Origin of the sequence: Streptomyces olindensis (genome assembly GCF_040645895.1) — a bacterium.
In the GTDB taxonomy this organism is placed as follows: Bacteria; Actinomycetota; Actinomycetes; order Streptomycetales; family Streptomycetaceae; genus Streptomyces; species Streptomyces olindensis.
This window is the reverse complement of the sequence record NZ_JBEYZD010000065.1, coordinates 32,890-51,994: the sequence shown is the minus strand read 5'-3', so window position 1 is coordinate 51,994 and position 19,105 is coordinate 32,890. Positions and strand designations below refer to the sequence as shown.

Below are 19,105 nucleotides of genomic sequence, written 5' to 3'. Positions count from 1 at the left end.
CCGGCCCTCGGCCTTCAGTAGCGGGGACAGGATTTGAACCTGCGACCTCTGGGTTATGAGCCCAGCGAGCTACCGAGCTGCTCCACCCCGCGTCGGTGAATGCAACGTTACGTCAACGGAGAGGACGGATGCAAATCGATTGGTGAGACGCCGCCAGCAGGCGCTTCGGCTGCCCTGGCTACCCCCGATGCCCCGGCTGCCCCGGCTACCCCGGCTGCGGGCAGTCGTGCCGCTTGGGGCGGCACAGGTGGGAGCGGCGGCACCTCATCACGCCGAGCCGCGCATCGCCACGCCGGCTCTGCCGAGCGGGTTCTACGCCGACAGCTCCTGCCTCAGCGCATCGCGCAACCGCGCCGCCCGCTCAGTCACGGACGCCGGTCCCAGCGACACCGCCCGATCGGCCCACCGCTGCCCTTCCGCCAGCTCACCCCGACGCGCGTAGACCAGGGCCAGCCGCAACGCCGCCCGCCCGTGCCCCGCGTCGGCCGCCCGCGTCCACCACACCGCCGCCTCGGGCTCGCTCCCCTCCCGGGCCAGCAGCAGCCCGAGATTGAACGCCCCGTTGCGGGACCCGGCCTCGGCCGCCTCCCGGTACCACCGGGCCGCCTCGACGACGTCCCCCCGGGCCGCGGCCAGCATGCCGACCCGCACCTGGGCCCGGCGGTGCCCCTGCGAGGCGGCACGCTCGTACCACTCCTCGCACTCGCTCCGCCGGTGCACCGGCTCCCCGAGCTCATGCGCCGGCTCCGGCGGTCTGCGCGCGTCGAGCACGGTCGCCAGCCTGTACGCGGCCTCCGCGCTCCCGCCTCCGGCCGCACACCGCAGGTGCCGCTCGGCCTCCTGCTCGTCGCCGTCCCGCAGCCGCGCCATGCCGACCTGGAGCGCCGCCTCCGTGTGCCCGGCGGCCGCGGCCCGCTCGTACCAGCGCAGCGCGGCCTTCTCCTCGCCGCGCCCGGCGTGCAGGATGCCCAGGTTGAAGGCGGCGTCGACGCTTCCGGCCTCGGCGGCCTTGGAGAACCACGGCTCCGCGCCCGTCTCGTCCCCGGCCCGCAGCAGCAGGATCGCCAGCGCGTTCGCGGCCTCCCGGTGCCCGGCGTAGGCCGCGCGCCGGTACCACTGCTCGGCCTGCGCGGTGCGCCCCTGCTCGGCGCAGAGCAGCCCGAGGTTGTAGGCGCCGTTCTCATCGCCCGCGTCCATCGCGGCCCGGTACCACCGCTCGGCGGTCTGGGTCTCGCCCCGCTCGGCGTGCAGCGCGCCGAGCGCGTTCGCCGCGTTGCCGTCGCCGTCCTGCGCGGCCCGCAGCCACCACACGGCGGCGTTCTCCGTGTCGCCCGCGTCGCGCAGCAGGAAACCGAGTGCGCAGGCGGCCCGCGGCTCGCCGTCCTTGGCGGACGTCAGATACCAGCGGCCGGCCTCCTTGAGCTCGCCGCGCCGCTCCAGGATGGTCCCGAGGTGCAGCGCGGCCCGCCGGTGGCCGCGCGCGGCGGCCTGCCGGTACCACTGCTCGACCTCGTCGGGCACCTGGACACCGTTGTCACCGTCGGTTTCCCGCGCCGCCCTGCGGTCCAGTGCCCGCGCCAGCCGGTACGCGGCCTCCCGGTGCCCGCGTTCGGCCGCGACGCGCATCCATTGCTCGGCCGCGGCGTCACCGCGGTGCTCCAGCAGGTCGGCGAGGGCGTACGCGCCCAGCGTGTGGCCCTGTTCGGCGGACTGGCGCAGCCAGTACTCGGCGGCGGGTTCGTCACCGCGCTCGCGGTGGTGCCGTCCGAGGGCGTGCGCGGCGGCCGCGGATCCGGCCACGGCGGCGATCCGCCACCAACCGGCGGCCTCGTCGGCGTAACCCCGCTGGTGGAGGAGGACGCCCAAGTTGTTGGCGGCGGCCCGGTCACCCGCCGCGGTGGCGGCACGCAGATGGGGCTCGGCACTGTCGAGATCACCACGGCGCAGCAGCATGGCCCCGAGAACACTCATCGCCTCGACATCGCCGGCCTCCGCGGCGAGCCGCTGACGCAGCTCTTCGGCCGCCTCGTCGGCGAGTTCCCCGGCGTCGTCCGGGGTGTCGGTGTCCTCCCGGCTGGAAGGCTGCACAAAACGCCCTGTCTCGAACAGAGTTGCCTTGTCCCCCATAACGTCCATCGTCGCACCACCTGCAACCTGGGTACACCTGGTATACCGCAGCCAGTGAGGTCACTACAGCGTTTTGTCGACATGCCCACAGAGAGACAAGTCAAACACAGACTGCCCAACTCCCCCGGTCGGCACGGCCGCAGCTCGCACCAGCACATCCGTTCACACATCACGAAGGCCCGGATTCCTTTGTGGAATCCGGGCCTTCGTGGCCGCTGCGTCACTCGGACATCGCGACTTCAGTAGCGGGGACAGGATTTGAACCTGCGACCTCTGGGTTATGAGCCCAGCGAGCTACCGAGCTGCTCCACCCCGCGCCGTTGTGTTCACAACCGTATCACGGCGCGGGGTGGGCCGTTTGACCAGGCCAGGCGCTAACTGCTCGGCTTCGGGCTGGGGCTGCCGCTCGGACTGGCGCCGGGCTTGCTCTCGCCGCCCCCGGCAGCGTCGGCCCGGTCCGCGGCGGCCTGCGCCTCCTCGGCCCGCCGCAGGGCGTCCTCGAGGTCCTCCTGCGCCCGGCCGTACGCCTCCCAGTCGTTCTTCTTCAGGGCCTCCTGGCCCGCGTCGAACGCCTTCTGGGCGTCTTCCAGGGCCTGCTTGACCGTCGGGTCCTCGGACGTCGGCGGCGGTGTCGTCGTGTCGCCCTCGTCCGGCGGCTCCGGGGTGGCGCCCTCCGCTCCGAAGACCTTGTTGAGGGCCTCCTCGAGCGTGTTCTCGAAGGCGGTCTGGCCTCCGTAGGTGACCAGCACCTTGCGCAGCAGCGGGTACTTCAGTCCACCACCGCGTACGTAGACCGGCTCCACGTACAGCAGTCCTCCGTCGAGCGGCACCGTCAGCAGGTTGCCGTACTCCACTTCGGAGTCGCCGCCTCTCAGGAGCCTGATGGACTCGGCGATGTCCTCTTGGGAGTTGAACTGGCTCTGGACCTGCTTGGGTCCGTTGACCGTCGTGTTCGTCGGCAGCTTCAGGATTCTGATCTTGCCGTAGTCACTGGTGCCCGCCTCGGCGTCGACCGCCATGAACGCGCTGAGGTTGTCCCGGCCGTTGGGCGTGAAGGTCGTCGTCAGCGAGAACGCCTGTGCCTTCTGGTCGGGCATCCTCATGCTCAGGTAGTACGGCGGCACCGCGTTGCCCGAGCGGTTCGTCGGGTCGTCCGGCACCTGCCACACCTCGCTGCCGCTGAGGAACGTCGTGGCGTCCTTCACGTGGTAGCGCGTGAGCAGCTCCCGCTGGACCTTGAACAGGTCCTGGGGGTAGCGCAGGTGGTCCATCAGCGACTTGGAGATGTCGCTCTTGGGCTCCACCGTGTTCGGGAAGGCCTTCATCCAGGTCTTCAGGACCGGGTCCTTGGTGTCCCACTGGAAGAGCTTGACCTCGCCCGTGTACGCGTCGACGGTCGCCTTCACCGAGTTGCGGATGTAGTTGACCTGGTTCTGCTGGGCCACCACCGCGCGGCTGTCGTTGGTGGCGGTCAGCGAGTCGGCCGTGGTGTCACCGAGGGTCGTGCGCGAGGAGTACGGGTAGCCGTTCGTCGTCGTGTACGCGTCGACGATCCACTGGATCCGGCCGTCCACGACCGCCGGGTAGGCGTCGCCGTCGATGGTCAGCCAGGGGGCGACCGCCTCGACGCGCTCCTTGGGCGTGCGGTTGTACAGGATCCGCGAACCGTCGCCGATGGCGCCGGAGTACAGGATCTGCGGTTCGCCGAACGCCACCGCGTACGCCGCCCGGTTCACCGGGTTGGAGAGGTTGACCCCGCTGTCGCCCTTGTAGCTGGTGGTCTTCTCGCCGTTGTCGTCGGAGTAGTCGATCTCCTTCTGGGGACCGCCGACGATCGAGTACGTGGTGGTCTTCTCGCCGTAGTAGACCCGCTGCTCGTACGTGCCGAGGTCGCCCTCGGAGGGCAGGTCGGACTCCGTGAAGTTCGGACGGCCCTGGGCGTCGGCGCTGGTGCCCTCGGCGGCGACCACTCCGTATCCGTGCGTGTAACGGAAGTGGTTGTTGATCCAGTTCTTCTTCGGGATGCCCGCGAGGTTCAGCTCGCGCAGGCCGATGACCGTGTCCTGGTCCTTGCCGTCCTTGGCGTAGCGGTCGACGTCCAGGTTGTTCGGGAACGCGTAGTAGTTCCTGATCTGCTGGAGCTGCTGGAACGTCGGCGAGACGATGTTCGGGTCCATGATCCGGATGCTCGCCGTGGAGTCGACGTCATCGCGGAGCGTGGTCTTGTCCTCCGTCTTGCTCGTGCCGGAGTAGTCGGTGACCTTGGTGCCGTCGATGCCGTAGGCCTTGCGCGTCGCCTCGAGGTTCTTCTCGACGTACGGCGCTTCCTTGGCCTGCTCGTTCGGCTGGACCTGGAACTTCTGCACGATCGCCGGGTAGAGGCCGCCGATGAGGATCGCCGAGAGGACCATCAGGCCGAAGCCGATCACGGGCAGCTGCCAGGTGCGCCGCCACAGGGTGGCGAAGAACAGCAGCGCGCAGATGACGGCGATGCAGAACAGGATCGTCTTGGCCGGCAGGTAGGCGTTGGCGTCGACGTACCTCAGACCCGTCCAGTTGTCGGTCGCCCGGAAGTCGCTGGACTTCACCGCGAGTCCGTACCGGTCGAGCCAGTAGGCGACCGCCTTCAGGGCGACGAAGACGCCGATGAGCACCGACAGGTGCCCGGTGGCCGCCGCCGTGGCGCGAGCACCGGGGCTGGTGACGCGCAGTCCGCCGTACAGGTAGTGGGTGAGCGCGGCGGCGATCACGGACAGGATCGTGGCGGCGAAGCCGAAGCCGAGCAGGAACCGGTACCAGGGCAGGTCGAAGGCGTAGAACGAGACGTCCAGCTGGAACTGGGGATCCTTCTGGCCGAAGGACACGCCGTTGATCCACATCAGCCACGTCCGCCACTGGCCGGACGCGGAGGCGCCGGCGATCAGGCCGACCAGGGCCGTGATCCCGAACAGCAGCCACTTCTTGTAGGGCGCGATGCCCATCCGGTAGCGGTCGAGGTTCTGCTGCTCCATCGACATGGCGCTCAGCGGCGGCCGCAGCCGGTGCGCCAGCCAGATGTTGAGCCCGACCGCCAGGGCCATGAGCAGGCCGAAGACGAAGAAGAGCCCGATCTTGGTCCACAGGGTCGTGGTGAAGACCGAGGAGTACTTCACCGACCGGTACCAGAGCCAGTCCGTCCAAAAGCCCGCGAACATGGTGAACGCCATGCCGAGGACGGCCAGGACGCCCAGCGTCATGAGCAGGGTCCGGACACGCCGGGACGGGCGGCCCACTCTGATCCGCGGCCCTGTCGGGCCTCCGCCGCGGTCCGGCATCTGGAAAGCCAAGGTGCGCACCTCGAAGTTCGCTGTCGATTCGTCAGGCCCGCGTCTTCACGGACCGTACGTGGCCCTCGTGATCGTGGGCCCCCACCTATGCAACTTACTCACCGTTTACTCGGTTCCCGATTCCGGCCGGGAACGAGGCAGGATTGTGACCATGTCCAACACTCCCATGGCTGCGAACCCGCTCACCCGGGCCGTGCTCGAGATCGACGAGTACGTCTCCGGCCTCGGCTGGGACCAGCCGGCCCGTCTCTTCGCCCTCGTCGACACCGCACGGCTGCGGGCCGAACAGCCCTCGCTCGCCGACCGGCTCGGTCTGGGGGACGAACCGGAAAGCACCGGCCTCACCCCGATCGAGCAGGACGAAATTCCAACGGGCAAGCCGCTCGACGAGTTCCTCGCCACCATCGCCTGGCCCGACGCGGTGGTCGGCTGCGCCCTCGCCGTCGAGCGCCTGATGCTGCCGCCGTCCGCGGAGGCGCAGGTCCCGAAGGATCTGAGCGAGGCGGCGCTGACGAAGTGGGTGGCCGAGCACCCGGACCGCCAGGAGGTGCGCATGACGGTCGCGGTCCTGCGCGAGGGTGCCCGCGAGTCGGCCCTGCGCCTGCGCGAGAAGGACTCCCCGACTGAGGTCCTGACCGGCTCCGACCTGGTCCCGGGCCTGGCGGAGGCGCTGGCGGCGACGTTCGAGGAGTAGAGGCCGGGCCGTGGGGCCCGGTCCGCCGGGCCTTTCCGCCCTCTTCGCTACTTACCGCACCGCGGGAGGTCCGCGGTGTCGCCGCCGCGGATGTCCTTCAGGGCGCCGAGGGCGTCCTGGATGGTGTCCACCTTGACGAGAGTGAGGCCCTCGGGGGTGTCCTTGGCGGCGGCCGCGCAGTTGTCGGCGGGCGTCAGGAAGTACTGGGCGCCCTTGGCCCGCGCGCCGACGGTCTTCATCTCGATGCCGCCGATCGGGCCGACCTTGCCCTCGTCGTCGATCGTGCCGGTGCCGGCCACGAACCTGCCCCCGGTCAGGCTGCCCGGCGTGAGCTTGTCGTAGATGCCGAGCGCGAACATCAGACCGGCGCTCGGACCGCCGACATCGGCCAGCTTGATGTCGATGGTGAAGGGGAACGTGTGGTCGGTCCCGGCGGAGATCCCGACGATGGCGCGCTTCTCACCCGCGTCGTCGGACGTCGTGGTCGTGATGGTGATGTCCTGCGTCTTCGTCGGCGTCCGCTTCTCCTTCTCCGCGGCGGCCTGCTCCTTGGCGGGCACGATCGTGAAGCGCACGTCCTGGCCGGGCTTGTGCTTGGTGACCAGCTTCGCGACGTCGGCCGGCTCCTTGACCACCGTGCCGTCCACGGCCTCGATCACGTCACCCGCGTGCAGCCTGCCCTCGGCCGGGGAGCCCTTGACGACCGTCGAGACGATCACCCATGACTTCACCGGCACGTCGAGTTCCTTCAGGGCGGCGACCTTGGCGCTCTCCTGGGACTGGCTGAACTCCTCGGCGTTCTCCTGGGTGGACTGCTCCTCGGTCTTGCCGTCCGGGTAGAGCGTCTCGTGCGGCACGACCTTGTTGTCGTGCGCGAGCCAGCCGTAGACGGCCTCCACCAGGTTCATGCGGTAGTCGGCGCTGGTGACCCGGACCGTGGTCATGTTCAGGTGGCCACTGGTGGCATACGTCTTGCGTCCCGCGATCTGCAGCACCGGCTCGCCGTCGTGATCGCCGAGCGTGTTCACCGTCGGCCCCGGGGACATCTCCGAGTACGGCACGGGGATGAACACTCCCGCGCACAGAAGCGCGATCAGCATCAGGGTGGAGGCGAGCATCGTCGCGGTGCGGCGTGGCATGACTCGACAGTACGGGACGGTTCTGTCAGCGCACCGTCAGGGCCGCCCGTCCGGGGCGGCCCTGCGCGCTCAGGCCTTCGTGACCTGCTGTTTCCCGTCCGTCAGCTACCCGGCCGGGGCTTCTCCATGGCCTCGCGGAAGCGGGCGTAACCGATGAGCTCGGGGCCGTCTCCGCGGACCTTGCGGGTCCGGTTGGCCCAACTGCCCCAGAGGCCCGCGCCGATCGCAGCCACAAGCGGAATCAGCAACCAGGCGAGCGCCGCCATGCCGACCTCCAACCCCATTGAGCGTCCGCAACTGACTGATCAGCAGATTAACCATCCGCAGTGACAACGCTCACGCCAGGGGTGCGGTTACGCAACCGGAAGACAGCCTCCCGGATCAGCAGGCGCCCACCCGCCCTCCCGTCTCCCGGCCACCACCCCTCAACGACGGCGCTACGCGCCGACCCACTCCTCGGTGCCGTCGGAGAACCGCTGGTGCTTCCAGATGGGCACCTCGTGCTTCAGGTCGTCGATGAGCTTCCGGCAGGCCTCGAAGGCCTCGCCGCGATGCGGACACGAGACGGCGACGACCACGGCGAGGTCCCCGATCCTCAGGTCGCCCACCCGGTGCACGGCCGCCAGCGCCCGCACGGGGAACTCGGCGACGACCTTCTCGGCGATCCGCCGCATCTCGGCCTCGGCGCTGGGATGGCACGAATAGCCGAGCTCCGCCACGTCGGCGCCGCCGTCGTGGTCGCGCACGGTCCCCACGAAGAGCGCGGTGCCGCCGGCCGCGTCGTCCCCGACCGCCCGGAACACCTCGTCCACGGAGAGGGCCGTGTCCCGAATCCCGATCAGCTTGACCGGGTCCTGCGCGCCCTGCTCGCCTGGGTGATCGTTCGTGGATGCCATGCCTCCATCGTGCCGCACGGGACCGACAGCTCGGAATAGAGCTATCGACCGGCACGCGCGCGTACGCGTTTGGAGTCTCCTACAGGGGTGCCCCGCCAGGCGGCGGAGGTGCCCGTCAGATCCGCCGCCGGGCCTTCCGGGCCCGGCGCACCACCGCCGCCGCGCCCAGCAGCGCCACCGTCGCGCCCGCGGCGCCCGCGGCCGTCGCGTCCTTGCGGCCCAGGCGCCGTCCGGCGACCGTGTGCCGCCCGGAGACCTCCTCCAGGAGTTCCGCGAGCACTTCCTCGTTGGTGTACCGCGGCCGCCACCCGGCGTCGTGCAGCCGGCTCCCGCTCACCACCCAGGGGTACATCGTGTAGGCCAGGTCCCCGGCCGGGGAGGGCGTGAGACCGATCCGGTGCAGCCGGGCCGCCGCCCCCAGCGCGACCGCCGACGGCAGCTCCATCCGGCGGATCCCGCTGAGCTCCTCGACCTCCTCCTGCTCCAGCCACCCGTCGCACCCGACGGCGAGTTCCCCGTCGACCTTCTCCAGGACGGCGTACTCCAGCGCGCCGCACAGGTCCTCGACGTGGCAGAACTGCCAGGCGGGCCGGGACCCGGCGACGACCAGCAGCCGAGGCGACTCGAAGTACCTGGTCAGGGCCGTGTCGGTACCGCCCACCAGGACGGCCGGCCGCACCACGGTGACGTTCAGCCCCGGATGGGCCCGCGGTGCCCGCCGTGCCAGCCGCTCGATCTCCAGCAGGTCGCCGACGCCCGTGGCCTCCGCGGTGGCGCGCAGTTCCGCGTCCTCCGACAGCGGCAGCTCGTTGTCCGGCAGCGCCCCGTAGACCATCGCCGAGGTGCAGAGCACCACCCGGTGCACGCCGGCCGCCGCGGCCGCCGTCAGGACGGTCTGTGTCCCCCGTACGTTGTAGGCCGTTCGGGCGGCCGCGTCGGTCTCGAGGTCGAGATCCAGTGCCAGGTGCACCACCACGTCGGCGCCGCGCAGCTTGTCCGCGATGGCCGGGTCCCGGACGTCCAGGATGTGCCACTGCGCCGCCGCGCACTCGCCGCGCCGCTCGTCGATGGCCACGACCTGCCTGACCTCGTCGGACGCGGCGAGCTGCTCCGTGAGCAGCGCGCCGACGCCGTACGCGGCGCCGGTGACCGCGACGACGGGCCCGCGGGCCGCGGGACTCGCGGAACTGGTTGACTGGTTTCGCGCTGCGCGAACCTGCGGATCTGGGGAACTCACCGGGCGTCTCCAGCGGTTGTCTTCAGTACGAGCGCGTGCGACGCGTGCGTACCAGGTGGCATCCATCCTGCCGCAGGCCGTCAGTCGGCGAAGCACCGAGGCCCGATCCGCCCCAGGTGTCTACGCTGGGTGGTGTTGTCGGGCAGCCGTGCCGCCGGAAAGAACCGGCGGCCCTACCAGCCGAGGAATCCCGTGAGTGACACCCCATTCGGATTCGGCCTTCCGCCGGAGGAGCCGGACGACGGCGACGAGGGCAAGAAGAAGGACCAGCAGAGCGGTGGTGGTCAGGGACCTGCCAACCCGTTCGGTTTCGGCGGCCTGCCTGGAGCCGGCGGCTTTGGCGGCGGACCCGGCGGCCCCGGTGCGGACAATCCGTTCGCAGCCATGTTCGGTTCGCTGAACCCCACCGACCTGGGCGCCGCGTTCCAGCAGCTGGGCCAGATGCTCTCCTACGAGGGCGGCCCGGTGAACTGGGACATGGCCAAGCAGATCGCCCGCCAGACGGTCTCCCAGGGCAGCCCTGACGGCACCAAGGACACGAGCGTCGGCCCCGCCGAGCGCCGGGCCGTCGAGGAGGCCGTCCGCCTGGCCGACCTCTGGCTCGACGACGCCACGTCCCTGCCGTCGGGCGCCGGCTCCGCCGTGGCCTGGAGTCGCGCGGAGTGGGTCGAGGCGACCCTGCCCGCCTGGAAGGAGCTCGTCGACCCGGTCGCCGAGCGCGTGGGCAGCGCCATGGGCGACGTCCTGCCGGAGGAGATGCAGGCCATGGCCGGCCCGCTGATCGGCATGATGCGCTCGATGGGCGGTGCCATGTTCGGCACGCAGATCGGACAGGCCGTCGGCGTGCTCGCCGGTGAGGTCGTCGGGTCGTCCGACATCGGCCTGCCGCTCGGCCCGGCCGGCAAGGCCGCGCTGCTGCCGGTGAACATCGAGACGTTCGGCAAGGACCTGAGCGTCCCCCAGGAGGAGGTGCGGCTGTACCTCGCCCTGCGCGAGGCCGCCCACCAGCGCCTCTTCGCCCACGTGCCGTGGCTGCGCTCGCACCTGTTCGGCGCGGTCGACGGCTACGCGCGCGGGATCAAGGTCGACACGGCCAAGCTGGAGGACGTGGTCGGCCAGTTCGACCCGCAGAACCCCGAGCAGCTGCAGGAAGCCCTCCAGCAGGGCATGTTCCAGCCGGAGGACACGCCCGAGCAGAAGGCCGCCCTGGCCCGTCTGGAGACGGCTCTGGCGCTCGTCGAGGGCTGGGTCGACGCGGTGGTGCACGCCGCCGCGAAGCCCCGCCTGTCGTCCGCCGACGCCCTGCGCGAGACGCTGCGCCGCCGCCGCGCCTCGGGCGGCCCGGCCGAGCAGACGTTCGCCACGCTGATCGGGCTGGAGCTGCGCCCGCGCCGCCTGCGTGACGCCTCGCGGCTGTGGGCCTCGCTCACGGACGCGCGCGGTGTCGACGGCCGGGACGCCCTGTGGCACCACCCGGACATGCTGCCGACGGCGAGCGACCTGGACGACCCGGACGGCTTCGTGCACCGCGAGCAGATCGACTTCTCCGAGCTGGACAAGATGCTCGGCGAGGCGGCGGACAAGCCCGACCTGCGCAAGAAGGACGAGGGCGAGGACAAGAGCAAGGGCGACGACGCCGAGTGAGCCTGTACGACGACGCGGTCCTCGTGCTGAAGGAGTACGAGGACCAGCCCGAGCTGCGCCAGGCCTACCTGGACCACCTGGCGGACCACCCGGACGGCCTCTGGAAGGCCTGCCACGCGGGTCACGTCACGGCCAGCGCCCTGGTGATCGACCCCGAGGGCGGCCGAGTGCTGCTGACCCTGCACCGCAAGCTGCGGATGTGGCTCCAGATGGGCGGCCACTGCGAGCCGGGCGACGCGTCCCTGGCGGGCGCGGCCCTGCGCGAGGCGACGGAGGAGTCCGGCGTCTCGGGGCTGTCCCTGCTGCCGGGCGGCCCGGTCCGCCTGGACCGGCACCCGATCCCGCCGCCGTGCCACTGGCACTTCGACGTCCAGTACGCGGTCGTGGCCCCGCCGGACGCCGCACACGTGATCAGCGACGAGTCGCTCGACGTGCGCTGGTTCGGCTACGACGAGGTTCCCGAGGTGGCCGACGAGTCGGTGGTCCGGCTCCTGGAGGCGACCCGCACGAGGCTCGCTGCCTGAGTGTGTGGAGGGGCGACCGCCGTAGCGGTCGCCCCTCAGGGGCGGCGCGGGGAACTGCGCGGCCGGCCACGAACGGCCCGCGGCCGACACCGGGCCCCACACCCCCTCACCCGATCGGCCGAACCGCGGAGCACTCAGCTCCAGACGTTCCCCTGGTTCTGCCCCCGCGCCCCCTGCTGCCCCATGCCGTACTGCGCGGCGAGACCCGAGCCGACCTGAGCGTTCTGCGGCGGCAGCAGCTCGCTCGGCTGGACGAGGGCGAAGCCGGTGCCCATGAAGCTCAGCTCCCAGCCCTCGCCGGTGTTGCCGCGCCTGCGCCACACCCCCGAGGAGTGCGTCTGGGCCTGCATCTGCACGCGCAGGCTCGTCGACCAGGCGACGATCGCGTCGGCGTCGCAGTTGACGTACTTGTCGGGCGTCACCTGCATCAGCAGCGGCATGCCCGAGGTCATCAGGGCGATCTTGCCCCGGCCGGTGATGTTGAGCTGGTACTTCCCGGAGCCGGAGATGCCGTACAGGCTGTCGACGGCGATGACCTCGTGGTGCAGCGAGGAGTCCATAGCCAGCACGTAGCTGCTGTCGACGGTGAGGCCGTCCTGCTCGACCTCCATGACGTGCACGTGCTGCTTGAGGTTGGCGAGGTAGACCGTGCCCTGCCCGTGGCAGCGCATCAGGTCGAGCCCCTCACCCGTGTGCGCACGCGCGCGTGCCTGGTCGTTGCTCTGGTACTCGGCGTCGAACTCGACGAGCCCCTGGTAGGCGACCATCGTGCCCTTGCGGGCCAGGATGTCGTCGTGGCCCTCCAGGGCGACACGCAGCATCTGCTTGTTCTGCAGGCTCCAGCGTTCCTGGGTCTGCTGCTCGTTGTAGGCGAAAATCGGGCTCTGCATGGCTTTCTGGCTCCCCCTCAGCCCCGGACCCGGAGGCGGTCGGTGCTGTCCTCACTGGGCTGGACGACGACGATGCCCTGACCGGAGAAGGCCATCTGATAGGCCTCACCGCTGCCACGGCCGATCAGCGACTGCGCCCGGAAGCTGCGCTTGCCCTTCACCTTGAGGTTCGGGGACCAGGCGACGAGCGCGTCGGGGTCGACGTACGTCTCGTCCTCGCCGCCACCGCAGTCGACGACGATCGGCTTGCCCCGGGAGGTCAGCGCGACCCAGCCCTGCCCGGAGATCCTGGTGTTCCACAGGCCCTGCCCGGCGAACTTCGCCAGGCCCTTGACCCGCTCCACGCCCCAGGTGAGGTGGGCGTCGAAGGCGAGCAGGTTGGTGGCGTTGACGGAGATGCCGTCGCCGTTGAGGTTGATCACGACGACGTTCGCCCCGTAGTCGGCGAGGTAGAGCAGGCCGTCGCCGGAGCACTTCATCAGGGGCGCGCCCTCACCGGTCAGCCAGTCCTTGGCGATCTGGCGCACGGCCGGCGGGTTGGGCTCGTACTGGACGAACCCTTCGTAGGCGACCATCGACCCCACGCGCGCGAGGAGGTCGTTCCCGGTCTGCATGGCGACCTTCAGCATGTGGTTGCCGTGGTTCTCCATGCGGGCGGTGACGGGTGCGGGGGCGTGGCCCGCGAGCAGCTGTGTCATGACGGGCTCCCTCAGACCTCGTACGGCTGGACGACGATGAAGTTGCCGGGCGCTCCCCGGAACTGGAGGTTCACGCTCTCGCCGGTGTCACCGGGGTAGGCGTTGCGGCGCATCCGCACCTGGCTGGAGACGACGACCTGGGCCGCGGCCGACCAGGCGACCACGGCGTTGCAGTCGGCGAACGTGGTGGGCGTGACGGGCAGCACCACGGGCGTGCCGTGCGTCTTCACGACCACGGTTCCGGTGCCCTGGAACTGCATCGTGAACAGCGCGCCTCCGGGGATGCCGTGACCCTCGATGCGGCGGACCTCGTAGGTGAGGCTCTCGTCGAACGCCAGGACGTTCTCGGCGGAGACGCAGACGGCGTCGCCCTGGAGCTCGATGGGGTGCAGCATCGTCGAGTTCTCGGCGAGGAAGACCTGCCCCTGACCCGTACAGCGCATCAGCTGCATCTCCTGGCCGGTCGCGTTGCCCACGATCCGGCCGGCGAAGCCCGCGCCCTTGTAGCTGAAGTCGACCTTGCCCTGGTAGAGCACCATGCTGCCCTGCCGGGCCAGCACGGGCTGCCCGCCGATGCCGAGGTCGACGCGGACGAGCTTCTTGTTCTGCTGCGTCCAGCGCTGACCGGTGGGCGTCTCCTTGAACTGCTGGAGCGCGGCGGCCACGCCCGCGCCCTGGGGAGCGGCGGCCTGCGGGGCTCCCTGCTGCGGGGTTCCGTAGGGGGCCTGCCCGTACGGCGGCTGCTGCTGGCCGTAGCCCGGGGGCGGCGTGGGCTGGCCGTAGCCCGGAGGCGGGGTGGGCTGGCCGTATCCGGGCGGCGGGGCCGGGGCCTGGGGTGCCTGCGGCTGGCCGTATCCGGGAGGCGGCGGGGCCGTCTGGCCGGGGACCTGGCCGTACGCCGTCGGCTGCTGCCAGGGCTGGCCGTACGGCGCGGGCGCCGGGGCCGGGGGCGGCACCGGGGAACCGCCGGGCGGGGTGTGCATGGGCGCGACGATGGTCGGGGCGGCGTGCACCTGGGGTGCGGGCGCCGGGGCCGGCGGTGGTGTGGGGCCGGGCGGGGTGGCTCCGTGTGGGGTCGCTCCGGGCGGAGTCGCTCCGGGCGGGGGCGCGAAGCCCTGCGCGGCGGGCTGGGGGGCGGGCGCGGGCGCCGGGGCCGGAGGCGCTGCCGGTGTGGGAGCCGGGGCGGGTGCGGCAGCCGGCACGGGTGCGGGAGCCGGCGCGGATTCCGGCGTGCCGGGGACGGCGAAGGCGGGCGGGGCGAAGCCCGGGGCGGCGCCGGCCTGCGGCTGCTGCGGGGCGGGCGCGGGCGTCTCCTCCTCGGCGACCTCGCCGCCGAAGTTCTTCAGCAGCGCGTCGAGGCCGCCGTCGAAGCCCTGTCCGACGGCGGCGAACCGCCAGACGTCCTTGAGGTAGAAGTCGCCCAGCATCACGGCCCGTTCGGTGGAGAACTCCGAGCCGTCGAAGGGGTAGCGGGCCACCTCCTCGCCGCCCGCGACGATGCGGAGGTAGCCGGGGGCGATCTGGGACATCTGCCCGGCGCCGTCGATCGTCGCCGTGAAGGACAGCTTCTGGATCTGCGGCGGGATCCGGTCGAGCGTCACCCGGAAGGACTCCGTGTCGCCGGCCTGGGCACCGAGGAGCTGAATGGCCTCCTCGGGGGACTTCGGCTGGTTGTAGAAGACGAAGTACCGCTCGTCGGAGAGCCGTTCGTCGGCGTCGAGGCCGAAGCAGCTGATGTCGAAACTCAGGCCGGGGCCGGTGATCTGCACGCCTACGTACAGATCCGTGCCCGCGGTGAGGTCACTGATCCTGGCCTTGTGGCCGCGTTGGAATTCCCTGGCCATGCGTAACGACCGTCCCCCATCCAGAACGTGAGTGCGTCGCGCCAGGCTAACGGCAAATCCGGACACCGGAGGATGTCGGTACAGACCCGGTACAGAACCCGCGCTCAGCCGTATCGGCAGCTCGTTCGCGGAAAGCGGTCACTCACCCCGCGGAGCTCTCGTCCCTCGCGCCGGGCACATGGGGCAACCGCTCGGCGGCGACCACGCCTTCGAGGTAGCCCCGCGCCCGCTCCGTGCGCGGGTAGGCCTCCAGCAGCTCCCAGAAGCGGGGTCCGTGGCCGGGGACGAGCAGATGCGCGAGTTCGTGGACGAGGACGTAGTCGACGACGTACTCGGGCATGCCCTGCAGGCGGTGCGAGAGGCGGATGCTGCCCTCGGAGGGGGTGCAGGACCCCCAGCGCGTGTTCTGGTTGGTCACCCAGCGCACCGAAGCGGGCCGGGCGCGCCCGTCGAAGTACTGGTCCGAGAGCCGCCGGGCCCGCTCCGCCAGCTCGGCGTCGCCGAGGGCCCGCCTGCTCTCCTGGGCGGCCAGCTTGTCGAGCATGACGTTCACCCAGCGCTGTTCCTCCGCCTCGGACATCCGGGCGGGGATGAGCACTACGGTGCGATCGCCCTCGCGGTACGCGGAGACCGTCCTGCGTCGGCGGGCGCTCCTGCGGACCTCGATCGCGCTCGCCCCCGAGCCGCTCGGCGGCTGGCTCGTCGTGCTGCGCTGTGGCTTTCCGGCGCGGTGCAGTGGGTCGGCGGGCACGCCCCGACGTTACCGGCTGCACCCGGGGAAGTCCCGGCTCCGGGACGGTTCCGTGCCGATGCCGCCGCCGGCCGCCGGATTTGTACGACGAATACCCCTGCCTGTGGACAACTTTCGGCAGCGGGCTGCGGGTTTAGGCATGCTGGCTGTGGTCGGCGAAGCGACGGGCGGGTGCGGTCCGGGACCAGGGGCGGCCGGCTGGCTTGCTTACTGGCTGGCTCGGTGGCTTGCTCGGTGGCTGGTCGGCTGCCTCGCTGGCTGGCTGGCTTGCTCGCTGGCCGGCCGGCCGGTCCGCGCCTGCCGCAGATCCGGCCTGCGCACACGCTCGACCGGCATATGGGGAAGATCTAGGGCATTCGGGGGGCCTGTCATGCATCCGATGGTGAAACCCGCGCTCAGGCGCGGCTGGCGCGATCTCAACACCGTGCAGTTCGGGATGACACCGGCGCACGCGATGACGCTCGGCCCGATGGACCTGGCGTCGGGCAGTTTCCTCGACCTGCTGAACGGCACACGGGGGCTGGAGCTGCTCCGCGAGGAGGGCCGCCGCATGGATCTGCCCGACGGCCACGTCGACGGACTGGTGCGCGGCCTCGCGGAGGCCGGAATCCTGGACGACGCACGCGGTGGCGGGCCGGCGGCCGACGCCCTGCGGCGGAAGAAGGAGGTCCTGGACCGGCTGCGCCCCGACCTGGCCTCGCTGTCGCTGACCACGTCGGCACCCGGCGACGCGATCGGCCGGCTGGCCGCCCGGCGCTCGCAGCGCGTGCAGGTGCGGGGCGCGGGCCGGGTGGGCGCCGTACTGGCCTCGCTGCTGGCGGGGGCCGGCGTGGGCGAGGTCGACGTGCGCGACGTCGGCCGCGTGGAGCCCTGGGACGTCGCCCCGGGCGGGCTGCCCGCAGACGCCGTCGGCGACCGGCGGGACGAGGCGGCCCGCCGGGCCGTGCGCCGGGCGGCGCCGGGCCGGCCACCGCGCCGCACACCGACCCAGAAACCTCCGGAGGAGGGCGACCCGGGCTTCTCCCTGGTGATCATCGCCCCGCGGGATGACGTCGCGGTGCACGCGCCCGACCCGTCCGCCGCCGAGCCCCTGATGTCCTCGGGGACACCCCATCTGTACGCCGGTGTCGTGGAGGGAACCGGCGTGGTCGGCCCATTCGTCCTGCCCGGGGAGACCGGCTGCGCGGGCTGCTGGCACGAGAGCCGCACCGACCGGGATCCGGCCTGGCCTCGCCTCGTGGCACAGTGGCGCTCCGGCCGGCAGCGGCAGGTACGGGCCTGCGACCTGACGCTGGCCACAACGACGGCCGGGCTGGCGGCCGCCCACGCACTCGCCTTCCTGGACGGCCGGGTCCCGTCGAGCGCCGGGGCGCGCTGGGAGGTCTCCCTCCCTGCTCTCCACTGGCACGCCCGGCCGGTCCGGCCCCATTCGGCATGCCCGTGCGCCGCGGCGGAGAGAGGAAAGGGGGAGCACCCCTCACAGGACGGGGAGTCACACGAGACAATGGCGGTGCAACGGCCGTCGGAGCAGTGCCGTGAGGCAGAGGCGGAGCGGCCGGCTGGGACTTGGAGGGCGCATGTCTGATCTTCCCCGGAAGGCGGTCACCCGGACCGCCAAGCTCGCCGCGCTCCCGCTCGGCATCGCCGGGCGAGCGACCTGGGGATTCGGCAAGCGGATCGTCGGCGAGTCGGCGGAGCTCGTCGGCCGCGAGCTCCAACAGCGCACCGCGGAGCAGCTGTTCAAGGTGCTCGGCGAGCTCAAGGGCGGTGCGATGAAGTTCGGGCAGGCCCTGTCCGTCTTCGAGTCGGCGCTGCCCGAGGAGGTGGCGGGTCCCTACCGCGCCGCGCTGACCAAGCTCCAGGAGGCGGCGCCCCCGATGCCGACCCGCACCGTGCACGCGGTGCTGGAGGAGCGGCTCGGCGAGGGCTGGCACGAGCTGTTCCTGGAGTTCGAGGACAAGCCCGCCGCGGCGGCCTCGATCGGCCAGGTGCACCGTGGGGTGTGGCATGACGGCCGTGAGGTGGCGGTCAAGGTGCAGTACCCGGGCGCGGGCGAGGCCCTGCTGTCCGATCTGAACCAGCTGAGCCGTTTCTCCCGCCTGCTCGGGCCGCTGATCCCCGGCATGGACATCAAGCCGCTGATCGCGGAGCTGAAGGACCGTGTCTCGGAGGAGCTGGACTACGGCCTGGAGGCCCAGGCCCAGCAGGTCCACGCCGAGGAGTTCACGGACGATCCGGACGTGGTCGTGCCGCAGGTCGTCCACCAGTCCGACCAGGTCCTGGTCACCGAGTGGATCGACGGCATCCCGCTGTCGGAGATCATCTCCGACGGCACCCAGGAGCAGCGCGACCGTGCCGGTCAGCTCCTGGCCCGCTTCCTGTTCTCGGGCCCCGCCCGCACCGGCCTGCTGCACGCCGATCCGCACCCGGGCAACTTCCGGCTCCTCCCCGGCGGCCCGGAGGGTGCGGACGACTGGCGCCTGGGCGTCCTGGACTTCGGGACGGTCGACCGTCTCCCGGGCGGTCTGCCGGCCACCATCGGCGAGTCCCTGCGCATGACCCTGGACGGCGAGGCCGAGGCGGTCTACGAGCTGCTGTGCGCGGAGGGTTTCGTCAAGGAGACCATAGAGCTGGATCCCGAGGCGGTCCTGGACTACCTGCTCCCGATCATCGAGCCGGCCCAGGTCGAGGAGTTCACCTTCACCCGCGGCTGGATGCGCAGCCAGGCGGCCCGTATCGCAGACCCGCGCTCCCCCGCCTACCAGCTCGGCAAGCAGCTCAACCTGCCGCCGTCGTACCTGCTGATCCACCGGGTGACCCTCAGCACGATCGGCGTGCTGTGTCAGCTGGGGTCGACGGTGCGTCTGCGCGAGGAGTTGGAGGAGTGGCTGCCGGGGTTCGTACCGGAGGACCCGGTGGACGGCGCGCCGTCGGTGGCGGAGGCGTGAGCCCCGCGGGCACCGCCGTTGTCCCGGTGCCCGCGCTTCACCACCAGTCCGAGTCCAGGCGCCCTTCGATCGACCTGAGGTTCTCCCGGGAACAGCTCTCGCAGAAGTAGCGGCGGACGCCGTCCTCCACGGAGCAGGTCCAGGTGAGGGGCGGTCCTGCGGTCGGGTCGTCGGCCGAGGCGCCGCAGCGGGCGCACACGAAGCGCCGCCGGGGGTCCGCCGTGGAGCCGTCGTCACTGCCTCGGGGAGGACTCGTCACCCCGCGACGATAACGCCGTGCCCGGCTCTTGCGGAGACACCGGCGACCCAGCGCGCCCTCCGCGCGGGGCATCTCTGACGGCACGCACCGCCCTCCGCTGACGGCGGCGCCCGCGCTCCGTGCGCCGA

The 19,105-nt window shown here is 71.5% G+C and carries 16 protein-coding genes and 2 tRNA genes; 5 read left to right on the top strand and 13 right to left on the bottom strand.

Features of this window, described 5'->3' with window-relative positions; translation table 11 throughout:
- Positions 1-18: 18 nt before the first annotated feature.
- The 4 genes from ABZ948_RS31770 to ABZ948_RS31755 form a co-directional block, all read right to left on the bottom strand.
- Positions 19-92, bottom strand: a tRNA-Met gene (locus tag ABZ948_RS31770).
- A gap of 220 nt (positions 93-312) precedes the next feature.
- Positions 313-2,136 carry a tetratricopeptide repeat protein gene (locus ABZ948_RS31765; protein ID WP_359765349.1) on the bottom strand — a complete coding sequence of 608 codons (1,824 nt, stop codon included), beginning with the start codon at positions 2,134-2,136 and terminating at the stop codon, positions 313-315.
- 234 nt (positions 2,137-2,370) lie between these two features.
- A tRNA-Met gene (locus ABZ948_RS31760) sits at positions 2,371-2,444 on the bottom strand.
- Between the two features lie 57 nt (positions 2,445-2,501).
- A complete protein-coding gene (locus tag ABZ948_RS31755) occupies positions 2,502-5,441 on the bottom strand; it encodes a UPF0182 family membrane protein (protein ID WP_359765351.1) in 2,940 nt (979 codons plus the stop codon).
- A 163-nt stretch (positions 5,442-5,604) separates the two neighbouring features.
- On the opposite strand from ABZ948_RS31755, the gene ABZ948_RS31750 reads away from it, so the two are divergent.
- On the top strand, positions 5,605-6,147 hold the full coding sequence (locus ABZ948_RS31750; protein WP_359765347.1) for a PPA1309 family protein: 543 nt from the start codon (positions 5,605-5,607) through the stop codon (positions 6,145-6,147).
- Between the two features lie 47 nt (positions 6,148-6,194).
- Here ABZ948_RS31750 and ABZ948_RS31745 read toward each other — a convergent pair whose 3' ends face one another.
- The 4 genes from ABZ948_RS31745 to ABZ948_RS31730 form a co-directional block, all read right to left on the bottom strand.
- Positions 6,195-7,286, bottom strand: a complete 1,092-nt coding sequence (locus ABZ948_RS31745) for a YlbL family protein (protein ID WP_359765345.1) — start codon at positions 7,284-7,286, stop codon at positions 6,195-6,197.
- 101 nt (positions 7,287-7,387) lie between these two features.
- Entirely contained in the window at positions 7,388-7,552 is a 165-nt protein-coding gene (locus ABZ948_RS31740; protein ID WP_190049437.1) for a hypothetical protein, read from the bottom strand.
- A 171-nt stretch (positions 7,553-7,723) separates the two neighbouring features.
- Positions 7,724-8,182, bottom strand: a complete 459-nt coding sequence (locus ABZ948_RS31735) for a molybdenum cofactor biosynthesis protein MoaE (RefSeq protein WP_359765342.1) — start codon at positions 8,180-8,182, stop codon at positions 7,724-7,726.
- Positions 8,183-8,297: 115 nt separating this feature from the next.
- Positions 8,298-9,419, bottom strand: coding sequence for an SDR family oxidoreductase (locus ABZ948_RS31730; RefSeq protein ID WP_359765340.1), 1,122 nt, complete (start codon positions 9,417-9,419; stop codon positions 8,298-8,300).
- Positions 9,420-9,611: 192 nt separating this feature from the next.
- Between ABZ948_RS31730 and ABZ948_RS31725 the strand changes: the two genes are divergently transcribed.
- On the top strand, positions 9,612-11,063 hold the full coding sequence (locus tag ABZ948_RS31725) for a zinc-dependent metalloprotease (RefSeq protein WP_359765338.1): 1,452 nt from the start codon (positions 9,612-9,614) through the stop codon (positions 11,061-11,063).
- Positions 11,060-11,587 carry an NUDIX hydrolase gene (locus ABZ948_RS31720; RefSeq protein ID WP_359765336.1) on the top strand — a complete coding sequence of 176 codons (528 nt, stop codon included), beginning with the start codon at positions 11,060-11,062 and terminating at the stop codon, positions 11,585-11,587. Before ABZ948_RS31725 ends, ABZ948_RS31720 begins: the two co-directional genes overlap by 4 nt.
- Before the next feature lie 134 nt (positions 11,588-11,721).
- Here ABZ948_RS31720 and ABZ948_RS31715 read toward each other — a convergent pair whose 3' ends face one another.
- The 4 genes from ABZ948_RS31715 to ABZ948_RS31700 form a co-directional block, all read right to left on the bottom strand.
- The gene (locus ABZ948_RS31715) at positions 11,722-12,477 is read right to left on the bottom strand and encodes an AIM24 family protein (protein ID WP_359765334.1); all 756 of its coding nucleotides are present in this window, start codon (positions 12,475-12,477) and stop codon (positions 11,722-11,724) included.
- A gap of 17 nt (positions 12,478-12,494) precedes the next feature.
- Positions 12,495-13,175, bottom strand: a complete 681-nt coding sequence (locus tag ABZ948_RS31710; RefSeq protein ID WP_359765332.1) for an AIM24 family protein — start codon at positions 13,173-13,175, stop codon at positions 12,495-12,497.
- An 11-nt stretch (positions 13,176-13,186) separates the two neighbouring features.
- Positions 13,187-15,019 carry a TerD family protein gene (locus tag ABZ948_RS31705; protein WP_359765330.1) on the bottom strand — a complete coding sequence of 611 codons (1,833 nt, stop codon included), beginning with the start codon at positions 15,017-15,019 and terminating at the stop codon, positions 13,187-13,189.
- Between the two features lie 142 nt (positions 15,020-15,161).
- Complete coding sequence (locus ABZ948_RS31700; RefSeq protein WP_359765328.1) at positions 15,162-15,770, bottom strand: M48 metallopeptidase family protein; 609 nt, start codon at positions 15,768-15,770, stop codon at positions 15,162-15,164.
- A gap of 370 nt (positions 15,771-16,140) precedes the next feature.
- Between ABZ948_RS31700 and ABZ948_RS31695 the strand changes: the two genes are divergently transcribed.
- Positions 16,141-17,355, top strand: coding sequence for a ThiF family adenylyltransferase (locus ABZ948_RS31695; RefSeq protein ID WP_359765325.1), 1,215 nt, complete (start codon positions 16,141-16,143; stop codon positions 17,353-17,355).
- Positions 17,348-18,718: an ABC1 kinase family protein gene (locus tag ABZ948_RS31690; RefSeq protein ID WP_359765323.1), complete on the top strand. Its 1,371-nt coding sequence runs from the start codon at positions 17,348-17,350 to the stop codon at positions 18,716-18,718. Before ABZ948_RS31695 ends, ABZ948_RS31690 begins: the two co-directional genes overlap by 8 nt.
- A 37-nt stretch (positions 18,719-18,755) precedes the next feature.
- Here the strand turns inward: ABZ948_RS31690 and ABZ948_RS31685 are convergent, their stop codons facing one another.
- Positions 18,756-18,977 (bottom strand): hypothetical protein, encoded by a 222-nt coding sequence (locus ABZ948_RS31685; protein ID WP_359765321.1) that lies wholly within the window; start codon positions 18,975-18,977, stop codon positions 18,756-18,758.
- Positions 18,978-19,105: the final 128 nt, after the last annotated feature.